General features: G+C 67.0%; 13 protein-coding genes. 5 read left to right on the top strand and 8 right to left on the bottom strand.

Annotated elements, in window-relative coordinates:
• Window positions 1-10 precede the first annotated feature (10 nt).
• From ABQF30_RS07500 to mqo, 5 genes are all read right to left on the bottom strand, one after another.
• Window positions 11-1366 carry a cobyrinic acid a,c-diamide synthase CobB gene (locus ABQF30_RS07500; RefSeq protein ID WP_448462153.1) on the bottom strand — a complete coding sequence of 452 codons (1356 nt, stop codon included), beginning with the start codon at window positions 1364-1366 and terminating at the stop codon, window positions 11-13.
• Window positions 1367-1446: 80 nt separating this feature from the next.
• On the bottom strand, window positions 1447-2061 hold the full coding sequence (gene cobO / locus ABQF30_RS07495; protein WP_448462152.1) for a cob(I)yrinic acid a,c-diamide adenosyltransferase: 615 nt from the start codon (window positions 2059-2061) through the stop codon (window positions 1447-1449).
• A gap of 12 nt (window positions 2062-2073) precedes the next feature.
• The gene (locus tag ABQF30_RS07490; RefSeq protein ID WP_448463518.1) at window positions 2074-3936 is read right to left on the bottom strand and encodes a magnesium chelatase subunit D family protein; all 1863 of its coding nucleotides are present in this window, start codon (window positions 3934-3936) and stop codon (window positions 2074-2076) included.
• A complete protein-coding gene (locus ABQF30_RS07485) occupies window positions 3930-4403 on the bottom strand; it encodes a GNAT family N-acetyltransferase (RefSeq protein ID WP_448462151.1) in 474 nt (157 codons plus the stop codon). The genes ABQF30_RS07490 and ABQF30_RS07485 overlap by 7 nt, the downstream gene beginning before the upstream one ends.
• A 10-nt stretch (window positions 4404-4413) precedes the next feature.
• Window positions 4414-5874 (bottom strand): malate dehydrogenase (quinone), encoded by a 1461-nt coding sequence (mqo, locus tag ABQF30_RS07480; RefSeq protein ID WP_448462150.1) that lies wholly within the window; start codon window positions 5872-5874, stop codon window positions 4414-4416.
• 217 nt (window positions 5875-6091) lie between these two features.
• Here mqo and ABQF30_RS07475 point away from each other — a divergent pair, with 217 nt between their 5' ends.
• Both ABQF30_RS07475 and mtr read left to right on the top strand, forming a co-directional pair.
• Complete coding sequence (locus ABQF30_RS07475; protein WP_448462149.1) at window positions 6092-7111, top strand: alpha/beta hydrolase; 1020 nt, start codon at window positions 6092-6094, stop codon at window positions 7109-7111.
• A 9-nt stretch (window positions 7112-7120) separates the two neighbouring features.
• On the top strand, window positions 7121-8506 hold the full coding sequence (gene mtr / locus ABQF30_RS07470; RefSeq protein WP_448462148.1) for a mycothione reductase: 1386 nt from the start codon (window positions 7121-7123) through the stop codon (window positions 8504-8506).
• A gap of 11 nt (window positions 8507-8517) precedes the next feature.
• Here the strand turns inward: mtr and ABQF30_RS07465 are convergent, their stop codons facing one another.
• Genes ABQF30_RS07465 through ABQF30_RS07455 form a run of 3 tightly spaced genes read right to left on the bottom strand, consistent with a single transcriptional unit; the run spans window position 8518 to window position 11234 of the window.
• Window positions 8518-9612, bottom strand: a complete 1095-nt coding sequence (locus ABQF30_RS07465) for a Nickel transporter NicT (protein ID WP_448462147.1) — start codon at window positions 9610-9612, stop codon at window positions 8518-8520.
• A 57-nt stretch (window positions 9613-9669) separates the two neighbouring features.
• Window positions 9670-9999: an ArsR/SmtB family transcription factor gene (locus tag ABQF30_RS07460; protein WP_448462146.1), complete on the bottom strand. Its 330-nt coding sequence runs from the start codon at window positions 9997-9999 to the stop codon at window positions 9670-9672.
• Window positions 10000-10031: 32 nt separating this feature from the next.
• A complete protein-coding gene (locus ABQF30_RS07455) occupies window positions 10032-11234 on the bottom strand; it encodes an NAD(P)/FAD-dependent oxidoreductase (RefSeq protein ID WP_448462145.1) in 1203 nt (400 codons plus the stop codon).
• Window positions 11235-11330: 96 nt separating this feature from the next.
• Between ABQF30_RS07455 and ABQF30_RS07450 the strand changes: the two genes are divergently transcribed.
• From ABQF30_RS07450 to ABQF30_RS07440, 3 genes are read left to right on the top strand one after another with little or no spacing between them, the layout of a single operon-like run.
• Window positions 11331-12131, top strand: coding sequence for a GntR family transcriptional regulator (locus ABQF30_RS07450; protein WP_448462144.1), 801 nt, complete (start codon window positions 11331-11333; stop codon window positions 12129-12131).
• Window positions 12128-12952, top strand: coding sequence for a sulfite exporter TauE/SafE family protein (locus ABQF30_RS07445; RefSeq protein WP_448462143.1), 825 nt, complete (start codon window positions 12128-12130; stop codon window positions 12950-12952). The genes ABQF30_RS07450 and ABQF30_RS07445 overlap by 4 nt, the downstream gene beginning before the upstream one ends.
• A gap of 14 nt (window positions 12953-12966) precedes the next feature.
• Window positions 12967-14349 carry a rhodanese-like domain-containing protein gene (locus ABQF30_RS07440; protein ID WP_448462142.1) on the top strand — a complete coding sequence of 461 codons (1383 nt, stop codon included), beginning with the start codon at window positions 12967-12969 and terminating at the stop codon, window positions 14347-14349.
• Window positions 14350-14383 lie beyond the last annotated feature (34 nt).

Below are 14383 nucleotides of genomic sequence, written 5' to 3'. Positions count from 1 at the left end.
CGCGTGCGCGTCACGCGCCGAGCTTAGTGCGTGCCGCTGCCGTCACGAACCGGGTGATGGCCTGCGGGTGCGCGGCAGGATGGGTGTGCAGGTAGCCGGCATGCACACCGCGGTGCACCGCGCCATCACGCCGTCGATCGGTGAATGCCCAGGCCGGTGGAAGCTCGTCGGCGAATGTCACTGCGGTTCGGTGGAATTCGTGGCCTGTGACGCGCTCGCCTGCAGCGTGCAGCGACGAATCCACGACTGCGACGGCATCGCGGTAGCCGAGGGTGAGACGTTCGGTGAACCGCGCGGAGCCGGCCAGCACGCCACACATCGGCGATCCGTCGAGGTCGTCGACCAGGTAGGTGAGCCCGGCGCACTCCGCATGAACCGGTGCGCCGCCGGCGGCCAATTCTCTGATCTGCTCGCGCACAACAGCATTGGCGGACAGTTCGGCGGTGAATTGCTCGGGGAAGCCACCCGGCAGCACCAGTGCGTCGGCGCCCGGCGGCAGCGGATCGACCAAGGGATCGAACTCGGCGACGTGCGCCCCGGTGCCGCGCAGAAGCTCCCCGTGTTCGACGTAGCCGAAGCTGAACGCCTTGCCCGCCGCCAGTGCAACGGTGACGCCGGTGACCGGCTGGGCCGCAGCAGGGTTCCACGGCTGGGAACCGACGCGGGCGTCGGCACTGGCCTTGACGGCCGGCAGGTCGACGTGGCGGGCGACGAGTTCGGTCATCGCCGCCACCGCGGCGCGCGCCTGCCTGCCGTGCTCGATGGCCGTGACGAGCCCGAGATGTCTTGATGGAACCGATAATGCGTCGGCTCGCGGGATCGCCCCCAAGACCTCGACACCAGCATGGTCACAGGCCTGACGCAACACCGTCTCGTGCCGCGGCGAACCGACGCGGTTCAGGATGACCCCGGCGATGCGCACCGCCGGATCGAACGTCAGGAATCCGTGCAGCAGTGCCGCGATGCTGTGGCTCTGGCCGCGGGCGTCGACCACCAGCACCACCGGTGCGCCGAGCAGACCGGCGACGTGGGCGGCCGACCCGCGTGGGGTGCCGGTCATCTGGTCTTCGATCCGGCCGTCGAACAGTCCCATGACTCCTTCGACGACGGCGATGTCGGTGCCGGCACTGCCATGCCGGTACAGCGGACCGATCAGCTCATCACCGACCAGCACCGGGTCGAGGTTGCGTCCAGGGCGGTCCGCGGCCAAGGCGTGGTAGCCGGGATCGATGAAATCCGGGCCGACCTTGAACGGGGCCACGGCGTGGCCGGCCCGCCGCAGCGCACCGATCAGACCCGTTGCCACCGTGGTCTTTCCGCTGCCCGAGGCCGGCGCGGCGATCACCACCGCCGGAGTGGTGCTCACCTCAGCACCGCAAGCGTGCGCGTCTGTTGCCCGACAGGCCGCGGAACGACAGCATTTTGCGCACGCTCACCATGCTCGCCCTACCATTCGATGCCCTTCTGACCCTTGCGGCCGGCATCCATCGGGTGCTTGACCTTGGTCATCACGGTGACCAGATCGGCAGCGTCGATCAACGCCTGCGGAGCGTCCCTGCCCGTGATCACCACGTGCTGGGTACCGGGACGCGAACGGAGCACCTCGACCACATCCGCCACATCCACCCAACCCCACTTCAGTGGATAGGTGAACTCGTCGAGCACATAGAAATCGTGCTGCTCCTCGGCCAGCCTGCGGGTGATCTCGGCCCAGCCGTCGGCGGCCGCCGCGGCGTGGTCGACATCGCTGCCGTGCTTACGCGTCCACGACCAGCCCGAGCCCATCTTGTGCCACTCGACCGGTCCGCCCGCACCATGCTCGTCGTGCAGCCGGCCGAGTTCGTGGAACACCGCTTCCTCGCCGACCTTCCACTTTGCGCTCTTGACGAACTGGAACACGGCGATCCGGAAGCCCTGATTCCAGGCCCGCAGCGCCATACCGAATGCGGCAGTGGACTTTCCCTTGCCCGGACCGGTGTGCACGGCCAGCAGCGGCGCGTTGCGGCGGGCCCGGGTGGTCAGCCCGTCGTCGGGAACGGCAACCGGTTGTCCCTGTGGCATCGGCAGTCCTCTCTAGGCAGCGTCGGCTTGGGTCTTGACCAGCCGGGTCAGTGCGTCCGCGTGCAACTGTTCCAGCCGCACTGCGGTAGCACCCAGCTGTTGCGCGAGCTGCTGCGCCAAACCCAGTCGTACAAAAGATGTTTCACAGTCGACGACCACCGCGGCAGCGCCTTCGGCGAGCAGCAGGGTCGCGGCTTGGCGGGTGCGCCCCAACGGATCTGGGCCGCCGGTCGCCCGGCCATCGGTGAGCAGCACCACCAGGCTGCGCCGCGCCCGGTCGCGGGCCTTCTCCCGCACCACCACATCGCGCGCGGCGAGCAAGCCCTGCGCCAGTGGGGTTTTCCCGCCGGTATCGAAGCGCTCCAGGCGACGGCCGGCAATGTGCACCGACGATGTCGGCGGCAATATCACCCGGGCGTCCTGCTGCCGGAAGGTGATGACGGCGACCTTGTCGCGGCGCTGATAGGCATCGCGTAGCAGGGACAGCGTCGCTCCGCTCACCGCCGACATCCGGTCCCGCGCGGCCATCGAACCCGAGGCGTCCACGACGAAGATCACCAGATTGCCTTCCCGGCCCTCGCGAACCGCGCGGCGGACGTCGTCGGGCACCGGTCGCGGCCTGCCGGCCTCGCGCTGGCGCCCCGCAGTGGCCAGCAGCGTGCCGAAGACATGTACGCCGTGCCCGGCGCCGGGTTCTGCGGTCGCCGCGATCGGAGTGCCGGTGCGGTTGCGGGCCCGCGACCGCCGCCCCGGCGCGCCCTCCCCGACGCCGGGCACCACCAGCGCCTTGGTCCGGAACACCGCCGCAGGCGGTGCACTCTGGCGGGTCGACGAGGTCTTCGAATTTCCTTGTGCTGGTTGACCTTCGGTGGAGATATCGGAGCCGCCACCGCCACCCGGCGGGTCAGAGTCAGGGTCAGGGTCGAGCTCCGGTTCCGACTCGGATGCGGACTCCCCCGCTTGCTGCATCGCCTCGTCCAGGCGATCAGGATCCAACCCCGGATCGTCGAAGGGGTCACGGCGGCGGCGGTGCGGCAACGCCAGTTCGGCGGCCACCCGGATGTCCTCCTCCTCGACAACGACACTGCCGCGCCAGGCTGCATGCGCGACAGCGGTACGCGCCACCACCAGATCGGCGCGCATGCCGTCGACGTCGAAGGCCGCACACAGCGCCGCGATGCGGCGCAACTCGCTGTCCGGCAACACCACCGATCCCAGCGCTGCCCTCGCAGCGGCGATGCGCCGGGCCAATTCTGTGTCGGCGTCGGCGTAGCGGCGGACGAATTCCGCGGGGTCAGCTTCGAAACCCATCCGGGCCCGGATCACGTCCACCCGCACGTCGACATCGCGCGAGGCCGCCACGTCGACGGTCAGCCCGAACCGGTCCAGCAGCTGCGGCCGCAGTTCGCCCTCTTCGGGATTCATGGTGCCGATCAGCACGAACCGGGCCTCGTGCGAATGCGAGATGCCGTCCCGCTCGACGTGCACACGGCCCATGGCGGCGGCGTCGAGCAGCACGTCGACCAGATGGTCGTGCAGCAGGTTGACCTCGTCGACATAGAGCACGCCACCGTGGGCGCGCGCCAGCAGCCCCGGGGAGAACGCATGCTCGCCGTCGCGCAGTACCTTCTGCAGATCCAGCGACCCGACCACCCGGTCTTCTGTTGCGCCGATAGGCAATTCGACGAGCCTGGCGTCGTCGTCGACCGCGGTCAGCACCGCGGCCAGGCCACGCACCGCCGTCGACTTCGCAGTCCCCTTCTCGCCGCGGATCAGCACACCGCCGATCTCGGGCCGCACCGCGCACAACACCAACGCCAACCGCAGCCTGTCCTGCCCCACGAGTGCGCTGAAGGGGTAGGTATGAATCACGATTGCTCGGCTTCCACACGTGAGCCGGGGCGCACCATCGGCACATGCGGGATGCCGTCATCGAGGAACTCGTCGCCGTCGCGGACGAAGCCGTGGTTGGCGTACATGTCCACCAGATACGTCTGGGCGTTGATGTGGCACGGATAGTCACCGACTTCGGCCAGTGCGGCCTGCATCAGCCGGGCTGTGTGTCCATTGCCCCTCGCATCACGCTTGGTGCACACCCGCCCGATCCGGAACGCCTTCTCACCACCGGGGTGTTCCTCCATCAGCCGCAACGTCGAGATCACCTCACCATCGGTCCCCTCGAGCCAGAAGTGCCGCGTCTCGGCGAGCAGATCACGGCCGTCCAGTTCCGGATACGGGGTGGCCTGTTCGACGACGAACACCTCGATGCGCAGCTTGAGCAACTCGTAAAGGGTTGCCACATCGAGATCTTTGGCCCAGCTGCGACGCAATGCGACCGTCATGAGCACGCCGTCACACGGTCGCGGGGGCGTCGGCGGTGTCCGGCTTGAGGTCCAGTTTGAGCACCTTGCTGCCCCACGACCACACTTCTTCGAACAAGCCGGGCTCGTCGGAGAGCTTCGTGCCGAGCGACGGCACCATCTCCTTGAGTTTGGGCCGCCAGCTCTGGTAGCGGTCGGAGAAGCAACGCTCCAGGATGTCGAGCATGGCCGGCACCGCGGTCGAGGCGCCCGGCGAGGCGCCGAGCAGCCCGGCCATGCTGCCGTCGGCAGCCGTCAGCACTGTGGTACCGAACTCCAGCACGCCGCCGGCACCCTTGCGCCGAATGACCTGGACACGCTGCCCGGCGATGACCAGGTCCCAGTCGGAATCGACTGCGGCGGGGGCGAATTCGCGCAAGGTGTCGACGCGGTCGGCCTCACTGAGCATCAGCTGGCCGACGAGATATTTGACCAATCCCACCTCGGTCAGCCCGACGCCGAGCATGGACGCCAGATTGTTGGGCTTGACCGACAACGGCAGGTCGGTGAACTTGCCTTGCTTCAGGAACTTCGGTGTCCAGCCGGCGAACGGCCCGAACAACAGCCAGGACTTGCCGTTGATCACCCGGGTGTCCAGGTGCGGCACCGACATGGGCGGGGCGCCCAGCGGCGGCAGCCCGTACACCTTGGCCTGGTGAGCTGCGGTCAGCGCCCGGTTGCCGGTGCGCAGGAACTGCCCGCCCACGGGAAAACCGCCGAATCCCTTGGCCTCGGCGATGCCGGCCTTCTGCAGTAGCGGCAGGGCGCCGCCGCCTGCGCCGACGAACACGAACTTCGCATTGATCTTGCGCTTGTCGCCCGTCCGGCGGTTCTGCACCTTGACCGTCCAGCTGCCGTCGGAGTTCTTGTGGAGGTTGCGCACGTCGTGCCCGAACAGCGTCGTCATGCCGCGCTGCGCGGTGTAGCCGATCAGCTGACGTGACAGCGAGCCGAAGTCGACGTCGGTGCCGTCCTGCGCCCAGTTCAGGCCCACCGGGTCGGAGAAGTCCCGCTTGGCGGCCATCAGCGGCAACCGTCGGGTGAATTCGTCCTTGTCGTCGATGAACTCCATCGACGCGAACAGCGGGTTGCCCACCAGGGCGTCGTACCGGCGCTTGAGGTAGTCGACGTTGTGGGCACCGTGCACGAAACTCACGTGCGGAATCGGGTTGAGGAAGCTGCGGACGTCGGGCAGGACGCCGTTCTCCACGGCGTAGGCCCAGAATTGCCGCGACACCTGGAACTGCTCATTGACGGTGACGGCCTTGGTGATGTCGATGGAGCCGTCACCGCGCTCGGGGGTGTAGTTGAGCTCGCACAGCGCCGAGTGCCCCGTGCCGGCGTTGTTCCACGGATCACTGCTTTCGGCCGCGGCGCCGTCGAGCCGTTCGATCAGCGTGATCGACCAAGTCGGCTCCAGCAGCCGGATCAGCGCGCCCAGGGTGGCACTCATGATGCCGGCACCCACCAGCACGACGTCAGTCTTTGCGGTCGTACCTACGTTTGCCTCAGACACCCTGATCGCTCGTCCTTCGTCATCGCACGGCCCGTCACGTTGACGGCTTGTTCCTGATGCCCAGGTTATCGCGCGCGGATTCGCCGTCGGCCGGGCATACCAGTGCGATCCGTCACCCCGATCATTCGCCCCGACCCGCAGCTAGGGTGGGATTGTGACGTCACGGGAGCCCGCCTGGGAGCCGGATGTGCTGCCTGGCTTCTGGCAGCGGACCATCGAGCTCGGCCCGGATCCCGACGGGGAGGGCGAGTTGGCTGCGACGCTTGTGCGGCGCGGCGATGCAAGCCCGAGCGCGCATGCCGTCCTGGCGCTGCACGGTTACACCGACTACTTCTTCCATACCGAACTCGCCGACCGGTTCGCCGATCGCGGTTTCGCGTTCTATGCCATCGACCTGCACAAATGTGGTCGGTCTCGACGCGAGGGCCAGACCCCGCACTTCACCACCGACCTGGCGCGCTACGACAAAGAACTGGACCGGGCACTGGGCGTCATCGCCGCCGACACCGGCGGTGCCCGCGTCTGTCTGTACGGCCACTCGGCGGGCGGACTGATCGTCACCCTGTTTGCCGACCGGCTACGGCAACGCGGCGGCTTGGCGACCCACAATGTCGGCGGACTGGTGCTCAACAGCCCGTTCTTCGATCTGCACGGCCCGGCGGTCCTGCGCACCGCACCTACCTCGGCGGCCCTGCTCGCGCTGGCCCGGCTACGCAAGCTGTACGTGGTCCGCAAACCCACCGAAGGCGGGTACGGCACCAGTCTGCACCGCGACTACGGCGGCGAGTTCGACTACAACCTCGACTGGAAACCGTTGGGCGGGTTCCCCGTCACGTTCGGGTGGATCAACGCCATCCGACGCGGGCAGGCCCGGCTGCACCGCGGCCTCGACGTCGGGGTGCCCAACTTGATCTTGCGCTCCGACCACAGTGTCGCGGAATCACCGGATCCAGCGGCGATCCAGCGCGGGGACGCGGTGCTCGACGTCAGACTGATCGCCCGGTGGGCGGGCTGCGTGGGCAACCACAGCACGATCACCCCTATCGTGGACGCCAAGCACGACGTCTTCCTGTCCCTCGCCGAGCCCAGAGCGGCCGCGTACCACGAACTGAGCCGGTGGCTGGATCATTACCTCAGTTTGCGATCATCTTCGAGCACAACACATTCCGGATAGGGACAACGCGTGGAGCACTACGATCTGACGATCATCGGCACCGGCTCGGGCAACAGCGTCCTCGACGACCGCTACGCCGACAAGAAGGTGGCGATCTGCGAGCAGGGCACCTTCGGCGGCACCTGCCTCAACGTGGGCTGCATCCCCACCAAGATGTTCGTCTACGCCGCCGAGGTCGCCCACAGCATCCGCGACAGCGCGAAGTACGGCATCGACTCCCACATCGACAAGGTGCGCTGGCCCGACATCGTGTCGCGGGTGTTCGGTCGTATCGACCCGATCGCGGCCGGCGGCGAGGACTACCGCCGGTCCAACCCGAACATCACGGTGTACTCCAGCCACACCCGCTTCGGTCCGACCAACCCCGACGGCAGCTACACCCTGCGTACCGAGGACGGCGACGAGTTCAGCACCGACCAGGTGGTGATCGCCGCGGGCTCGCGGGTCAACATCCCGCCGGCCATCAGGGATTGCGGCGTCAAGTACTACACCAGTGACGACGTCATGCGGATCGCCGAGTTGCCCGAGCATCTCGTGATCGTCGGTGGCGGATTCGTGGCGGCCGAGTTCGCCCACGTGTTTTCCGCACTCGGGGTCCGGGTCACCATCGTGGTGCGCGGCTCGGGTCTGCTGACGCACTGCGATGAAACCATCTGCCACCGGTTCAGCGCGCTGGGCGCTGAGAAGTGGGACCTGCGCACCCACGAGAACGTCATCGGGTCACGCCAGGACGGCGATGGCATCGTGCTGGAACTCGACGACGGAAAGATGCTGCCCGCCGACATGCTGCTGGTGGCCACCGGCCGGATACCCAACGGTGACCAACTCGACGCCGAACTGGCCGGCGTCGAGGTCGACGAGGACGGCCGGGTGATCGTCGACGAGCACCAACGGACCACTGCGCGTGGAATTTTCGCGCTCGGTGATGTGTCGTCGGACTATCAGCTCAAGCATGTTGCCAACCACGAATCTCGGGTGGTCAGGGAGAACCTGTTGCGCGATTGGGACGACACCGAGTCGCTGGCGCGCAGCGATCACCGATTCGTCCCCTCGGCGGTGTTCACCGAACCGCAGATCGCGATGGTAGGGCTCAGCGAAGTGGAGGCTCGCGAGGCCGGCTATGACGTCGTGACGAAGGTCCAGAACTACGGGGACACCGCGTATGGCTGGGCGATGGAGGACACCACGGGTATTGCCAAGGTGATCGGCGACCGGGCGACCGGCAAGCTCCTGGGCGCGCACATCATGGGGTATCAGGCGTCGTCGATCATCCAGCCGTTGATCCAGGCCATGAGCCTGGGACAGACGGCCCAGGAGGTTGCGCGCGGCCAATACTGGATTCACCCCGCGCTGTCCGAGGTGATCGAGAATGCGTTGCTCGGACTGACCGACTAGGTTTCGGGCCGTTACGTCTGGGCGCTCCAGCGCTCCTCGATCCGGCCGAACCGCCAGATCCCCAGCGCGACAATCCAGCTCACGACAAACAGCCCGACGATCGCGAACCCGACGAACTCCAGGTCGGCGGAAGCGATGAGCGCGAGCGGCCCGGAGGTGACACCGAGACGCTCGGCCAGGAGTCCGGTCAGGACGATCACCCCGATCACCAGCGCGACGATGACCGAGAGCACCGTGACGGTCAGGTTGTAGTAGACCTTGCGGACGGGCTTCAGGAAGGCCCACCCGTAGGCCCTGGACATGAAAATCCCGTCCAGGCTGTCGAACAGGCTCATGCCCGCCGCGAAAAGCACCGGCAAGACGAGCATCGCGTACCACGGCAAGGTGAATGCCGCCGTGCCTGCCGCCAGGACCAACAGCGCCACCTGGGTGGCGGTGTCGAAGCCCAGCCCCATCAGGAACCCGACCGGGTAGAGGTGCCAGGGCTTGCTCACCCGTCGCATGACCCGGCCGAGCAACCGGGCGAGGAAACCGCGCTGTTGGAGTTGGCGTTCCAGCTCGGCCTCGTCGAGTTCGCCGCTGCGCATGGCTCGGAAAACCTTGGCGATGCCCACTGCGGCGAACAGATTCGTCAGACCGATCAGGATGAGGAACGTGCCGGCCACCACCGAGCCGACCAGGCCCAGCGTCTGCAGCATCGGCGAGCTCTCATCCTGCACCGGACCAGCCAGTGATCGGACCCCGAGCGCCAGCAGGAAGGCAAGACCGAAGACGACACTGGAATGCCCGAGTGAGAACCAGAAACCGGCTGACAGCGAGCGGGTACCCTCGCCCACGAGCTTGCGGGTGGTGTTGTCGATGACGGCGATGTGGTCGGCGTCGAAGGCGTGTCGCACGCCCAGCAGGTAGGCGGTTACGCCCAGGCCGACCCCGAACACGCCTGCCGATCCGAGGGTGATGTGTTGCGGCGCTACGCCCAACATCAGTACACCCCAACCGAATACGTGCAGCAGCAGCACAACGCCGCCGACCACGGCGATCGACATCCAGTCGGTGCGGTCGAATCGGGCTGGCGCGATCGTTTCGGTCGGCGCGACGGCGGTCATCGGGCGAGCGTAAAACCGCTGCCGTTATCTGTCTACCTGAACAGATGACAAGGCGTCTCAGCCGTGCCGCGCCCCGATCCAGTGCAGCAGGTCATGTACGGTCTCGTCCTCGAGCCGGTAGTTGACCGTGCGCCCGACGCGGGTCGAGCTCACCCAGCCTTGCCGGCGCAGCACGCGAAGCGCCTGCGAGACGGCGTTTTCCGAACGTCCTAAGGCAGCCGCGAGATCGCTGACGCAGATACCCGGCGCACGGTGCAGCCCGAGCAGGATCTCCAGCCGGTGCGGATCTGAGAGCAGATCGAAACGCTGCGCCCAACCGGGAGTGTCGACGTCGGCCAACGCCGACGACGCGCGAGCGACCTGGCCTTGATTCGCGTGCTGCTGCACGGTCCGAATCTAATCCAGGCGGCGCCGCGTGGTCAGGCAATCCCCTTGAGCATCAGATTCCAGTACATGAAGGGCAACCCGTAACGCTTCACGTACCACATGTCGCGACGCGGTTTGGTGGTGTCGATGAACGGAAAACTCGGCGTGGGTGTCAGGTCGTAGTCGAATTCGGCGAGCAGCATCTTGTTCCGCGAGGTCGTCAGCGGACACGAGGTGTATCCGTCGTACTTGCCCGTGAGCGGCTTGCCGGCCGAGGCGGCGAGCAGGTTGTCGACCAGGACAGGAGCCTGTTTGCGCACGGCGGCACCGGTCTTGGACGTCGGCAGGGACGCCACGTCGCCGAGCGCGAAGACATCGTCGAATCGCTTGTGCTGCAGCGTGAATTGATCCACGTCAACCCAGCCTCCGGGCATCTCGGGGTCCGAGATCGGCGACTTCTTGATCCAGTCCGGCGCCGACTGCGGCACCACCAGATGCATCATGTCGTACCCGATGGTTTCGGTGCCGCCCGTTCCGTTGTGCACGATGGTGGCCTGCAGGCCGTCTGGATCGACATCGGTGAGCTCACTGTTGGTGTGTACCTCGATGCCGTAACCGGCTGCGACACGTTCGAGCTGATCCGAGAACACCTTCACGCTGAACATGGCGGGCGTCGCCAACACCAGGACCACGCGAATGTCGTCGAGCACACCTTGTTGCCGCCAGTAGTCGCACGCCAGGTAAGCGATCTTCTGGGGAGCGCCGCCACATTTGATCGGCCCGACCGGCATGGTGAAAACTGCGGTCCCCTTGCGCATGTTCCGAATAAGTTCCCACGTCTTGGGGGCGAGCGCGGCGTCGTAGTTGGTCGATGCGTGGGGCGTGATCACTGCCTCGCGCGCACCGGGAATCGCGTCCCAGTCGCTCTGCAGACCGGGACACACCACCAGTCGGTCGTACTCGATGAGAGAGCCGTCGTCGGTGGTGACGACCTTCTCAACCGGGTCGATCGACTCCGCGGCCCGGCGCACCCAGGTGGCGTTCTTCGGCATCACCGAGGCTTCCGGGCGTCCACTTTCCGCCATGCCGGCGCGGCCACCACCGACCAGCGTCCACAACGGCTGGTAGTAGTGCGTGACCGCGGGGTCGATGACACAGACGTTCTTGCCCTTCCGGCGTAGCCGCGATGCGACGGTGATCCCGGCCGTGCCGCCGCCGACGATCACGATCTCGTGGTGTGTGGTTCCTGGAGGCATGGGCGCGCCTTTCACGGGAATTTATTGTCCGGACATTGCGATATTTAATGTACGTACATTATCGTGGATCGTGAGTCCGAAAGCAAGGAGGTTCCAGTGTCGGCCGGAGACGAAGGCAACGCGCCCGCACGACGACTGCGCCGGGATGCAGGCCTCCCGCTGTGGCAGCAGCTGCGGGCCGACCTGCAGCGACGGTTGCGCGACGGCGAGTTCGCCACATCGTTCCCGGGGGAACTGGAACTTCGCCACGAGTACGGGGTCAGCCGGCATACCGTGCGCGAGGCGCTGCGAGCGCTGCGCGAAGAAGGCCTGGTCACCGCCGCACGCGGTCGTCCCCCGAGGCTCGGCCGACCGTCGGAGATCAACCAGCCCCTCGGCGCCTTGTACAGCCTGTTCGAGTCGGTGGAGGCGGCGAATCTGCGCCAATGCAGCGTGGTGCGCACGCTCGATGCCCGAGCCGACGCGTATGCCGCCGTGCGCCTGGGACTCGAGGAGTCGACACCGCTCGTGTACCTCGAACGGCTGCGGTTGGCCGACGACGAACCCCTGGCCGTCGATTACGCCTGGCTGCCGGCGGCCGTCGCCGCGCCGTTGTTGACCGCGGATTTCACCCATACCGGCCTGTACGACGAACTCGCGACCCGTTGCGGCGTACGGCTGACCGGTGGCCACGAACAGATCAGGGCGGCGATCCCCACCGCGGCGCAACGCCGACTGCTCGATATCGGACCCGAGACCGCCGTCATGCGGGTGGAGCGGACCGGCACCGCAGACGGCACGCCGGTCGAGTGGCGCACCACGGTGATTCGCGGTGACCGGTTCAGCGTTCTCGCCGACTTCTCGGCCCGGGCCGGCTACACCATGAGTCTGTCCGGCTCGGCTGGCGAGCATCGATGACCATCGCCGTGCTCCTCGGTCTGTGCATCGGGTTGTGCCTCGGCGCCCTCGGTGGCGGCGGATCGATCATCACCGTCCCGGCCCTGGTCTATCTGCTCCACCAACCGCTGTCCGGTGCGATCACGCAAAGTCTTGTGATCGTGGGCATTTCGTCGGCCACCGCGGCTGTTGTCCACGCCCGGCACGGGCAAGTCCGGTGGCGTGCGGGGCTCGCGCTCGGCGCGGTCGGCGGAGTCGCCGCCTGGGCGGGTACCGCGCTCGGACACCTGGTCCCGGCAGATGTTGCCATGGCCGCTTTTGCCGGGCTGATGATCGTGGTCGCGGCCGCACTGTTCTACCGGTCGCGCAATCGCAACCGGAGGCCGGCGGCCCCGCGGGTACTGGTCGGCGCCGGTGCGCCCCTGCCGTCAGAAACCGAACCGGCTTCCCCGCCAACGCATCCCAGCTTCGTCGCCGTCGCCGTCAAAGTGGTGGTCGCCGGTGTACTGATCGGCGTACTGACCGGATTCTTCGGCGTCGGAGGTGGTTTCATCATCGTGCCGGTATTGGTGGCCATCCTCGGGTACTCGATGCCGGTCGCGGTGGGCACCTCGCTGCTGGTGATCACCATCAACGCCGCGGTCGCGCTGCTCGCGCGGGCCGGGCACGTTGCGCTCGACTGGTCGGTGGTGTTGCCGGTCACGATCGCCGCGATACTCGGTGCGATCGCGGGAAAGTATGTGACGCAGCGACTTTCAGAGCGGCTACTCACTCGCTCGTTCGCCGTCGCGCTGGTGGCAGTGGCGTGGTACGTCGGCGCAAAAACTCTCATCCAACTCTGAACAAGGAGCGTCCAATGATCCTCAAACAGTTCTATCTCGGCTGTCTGTCCCACGCCTCGTATCTCATCGCCGACGAGACGACGAAGCGCGCCATCATCGTCGATCCGCGACGTGACATCACCGAATACCTCGATCAGGCGCGGCGTGACGACCTGCACATCGAGGGCGTGATCAACACACACTTCCATGCCGACTTCGTCTCCGGGCATCTCGAACTGGTCGACGCCACCGGCGCGTGGATCGGGTTCGGCGCGGCCGCCGAGACCGACTACCCCATCCGCCGGCTGCACCACGGCGAACACATCTCGCTCGGCCGGGTCGACATCGAGATCCTGTCCACTCCCGGGCACACCTGGGAGTCGATCAGCCTGCTGGTCCGCGACGGCGCCGACTCATCTCCCACGGCGGTACTGACCGGCGACTCGCTGTTCATCGGCGACGTCGGACGGCCGGACCTGGCCAACCTGGACGGCGGCACCAGCACCGACCTGGCTCGGGCGATGTACCGGACGGTTCATCAGACTCTGCTGCAGCTGCCGGACGGCGTCGCTGTCATGCCCGCGCACGGCGCCGGATCGGCGTGCGGCAAGAACCTGTCCACCGACCTCGTGTCGACGATCGGCGAACAGCGCCAAACCAATCCGGCACTTCAGCCGATGAGTGAAGACGAGTTCGTGCGCCTCATCACCGCCGGACAACCGGCCGTTCCCGGCTACTTCTCCACCGATGCGGACCTGAACCGGCGCGACCACGCCGTCTTCGACGAGGCACGCTCGGTGCCCGAACTCACACCCGAGCAATTGCGGAGCCTCCTCGCCACCGAGGGCACCGTGGTGATCGACACCCGCTCCCCCGAGGAATTCGCCACCGCGCATCTGGCGGGCACGATCAATGTGGGTTTGGCCGGCCGGTTCGCCGAAACCTGTGGGATGGTCGCGCGCGTCGACGACGACATCGTGGTGGTCACGGCGCCCGGGGCCGAACACGAGGCGACGCTGCGCCTGGCGCGCATCGGTTACGACAACGTGGTCGGCTATCTCAACACCACCGACGACGGATTCCCGGATACCCTCGGCGATCTCGTCGTGCACATCGACCGGCTCGACCCGGTGAAGCTGGCCGGATTGCTCGCGCATGACACAGTGACGGTGCTCGACGTGCGCAATGCGGCCGAGCGCGAGAACGGCCACATCCCCGGCTCCGTGCACATCCCGTTGGCCGAACTGCTCACCCGCCACACCGAGATCGACCGGCACAAGCCCGTCGTGGTGCACTGCGCCGGCGGCTGGCGGTCCAGCGTTGCCGCCAGCTTGCTACGGGCCCAAGGACATTCCCAGACCACCGACCTGATCGGCGGGTATGCCGGCTGGGCGCAGAACCTGGTGGGAACCGGTTAGCAGGGAAGTGCACCTGCGTGAACCGGTGGGGCGT

This window comes from Mycolicibacterium sp. XJ870 (assembly GCF_053483975.1).
This window is presented reverse-complemented; position numbering and strand designations above follow the sequence as displayed.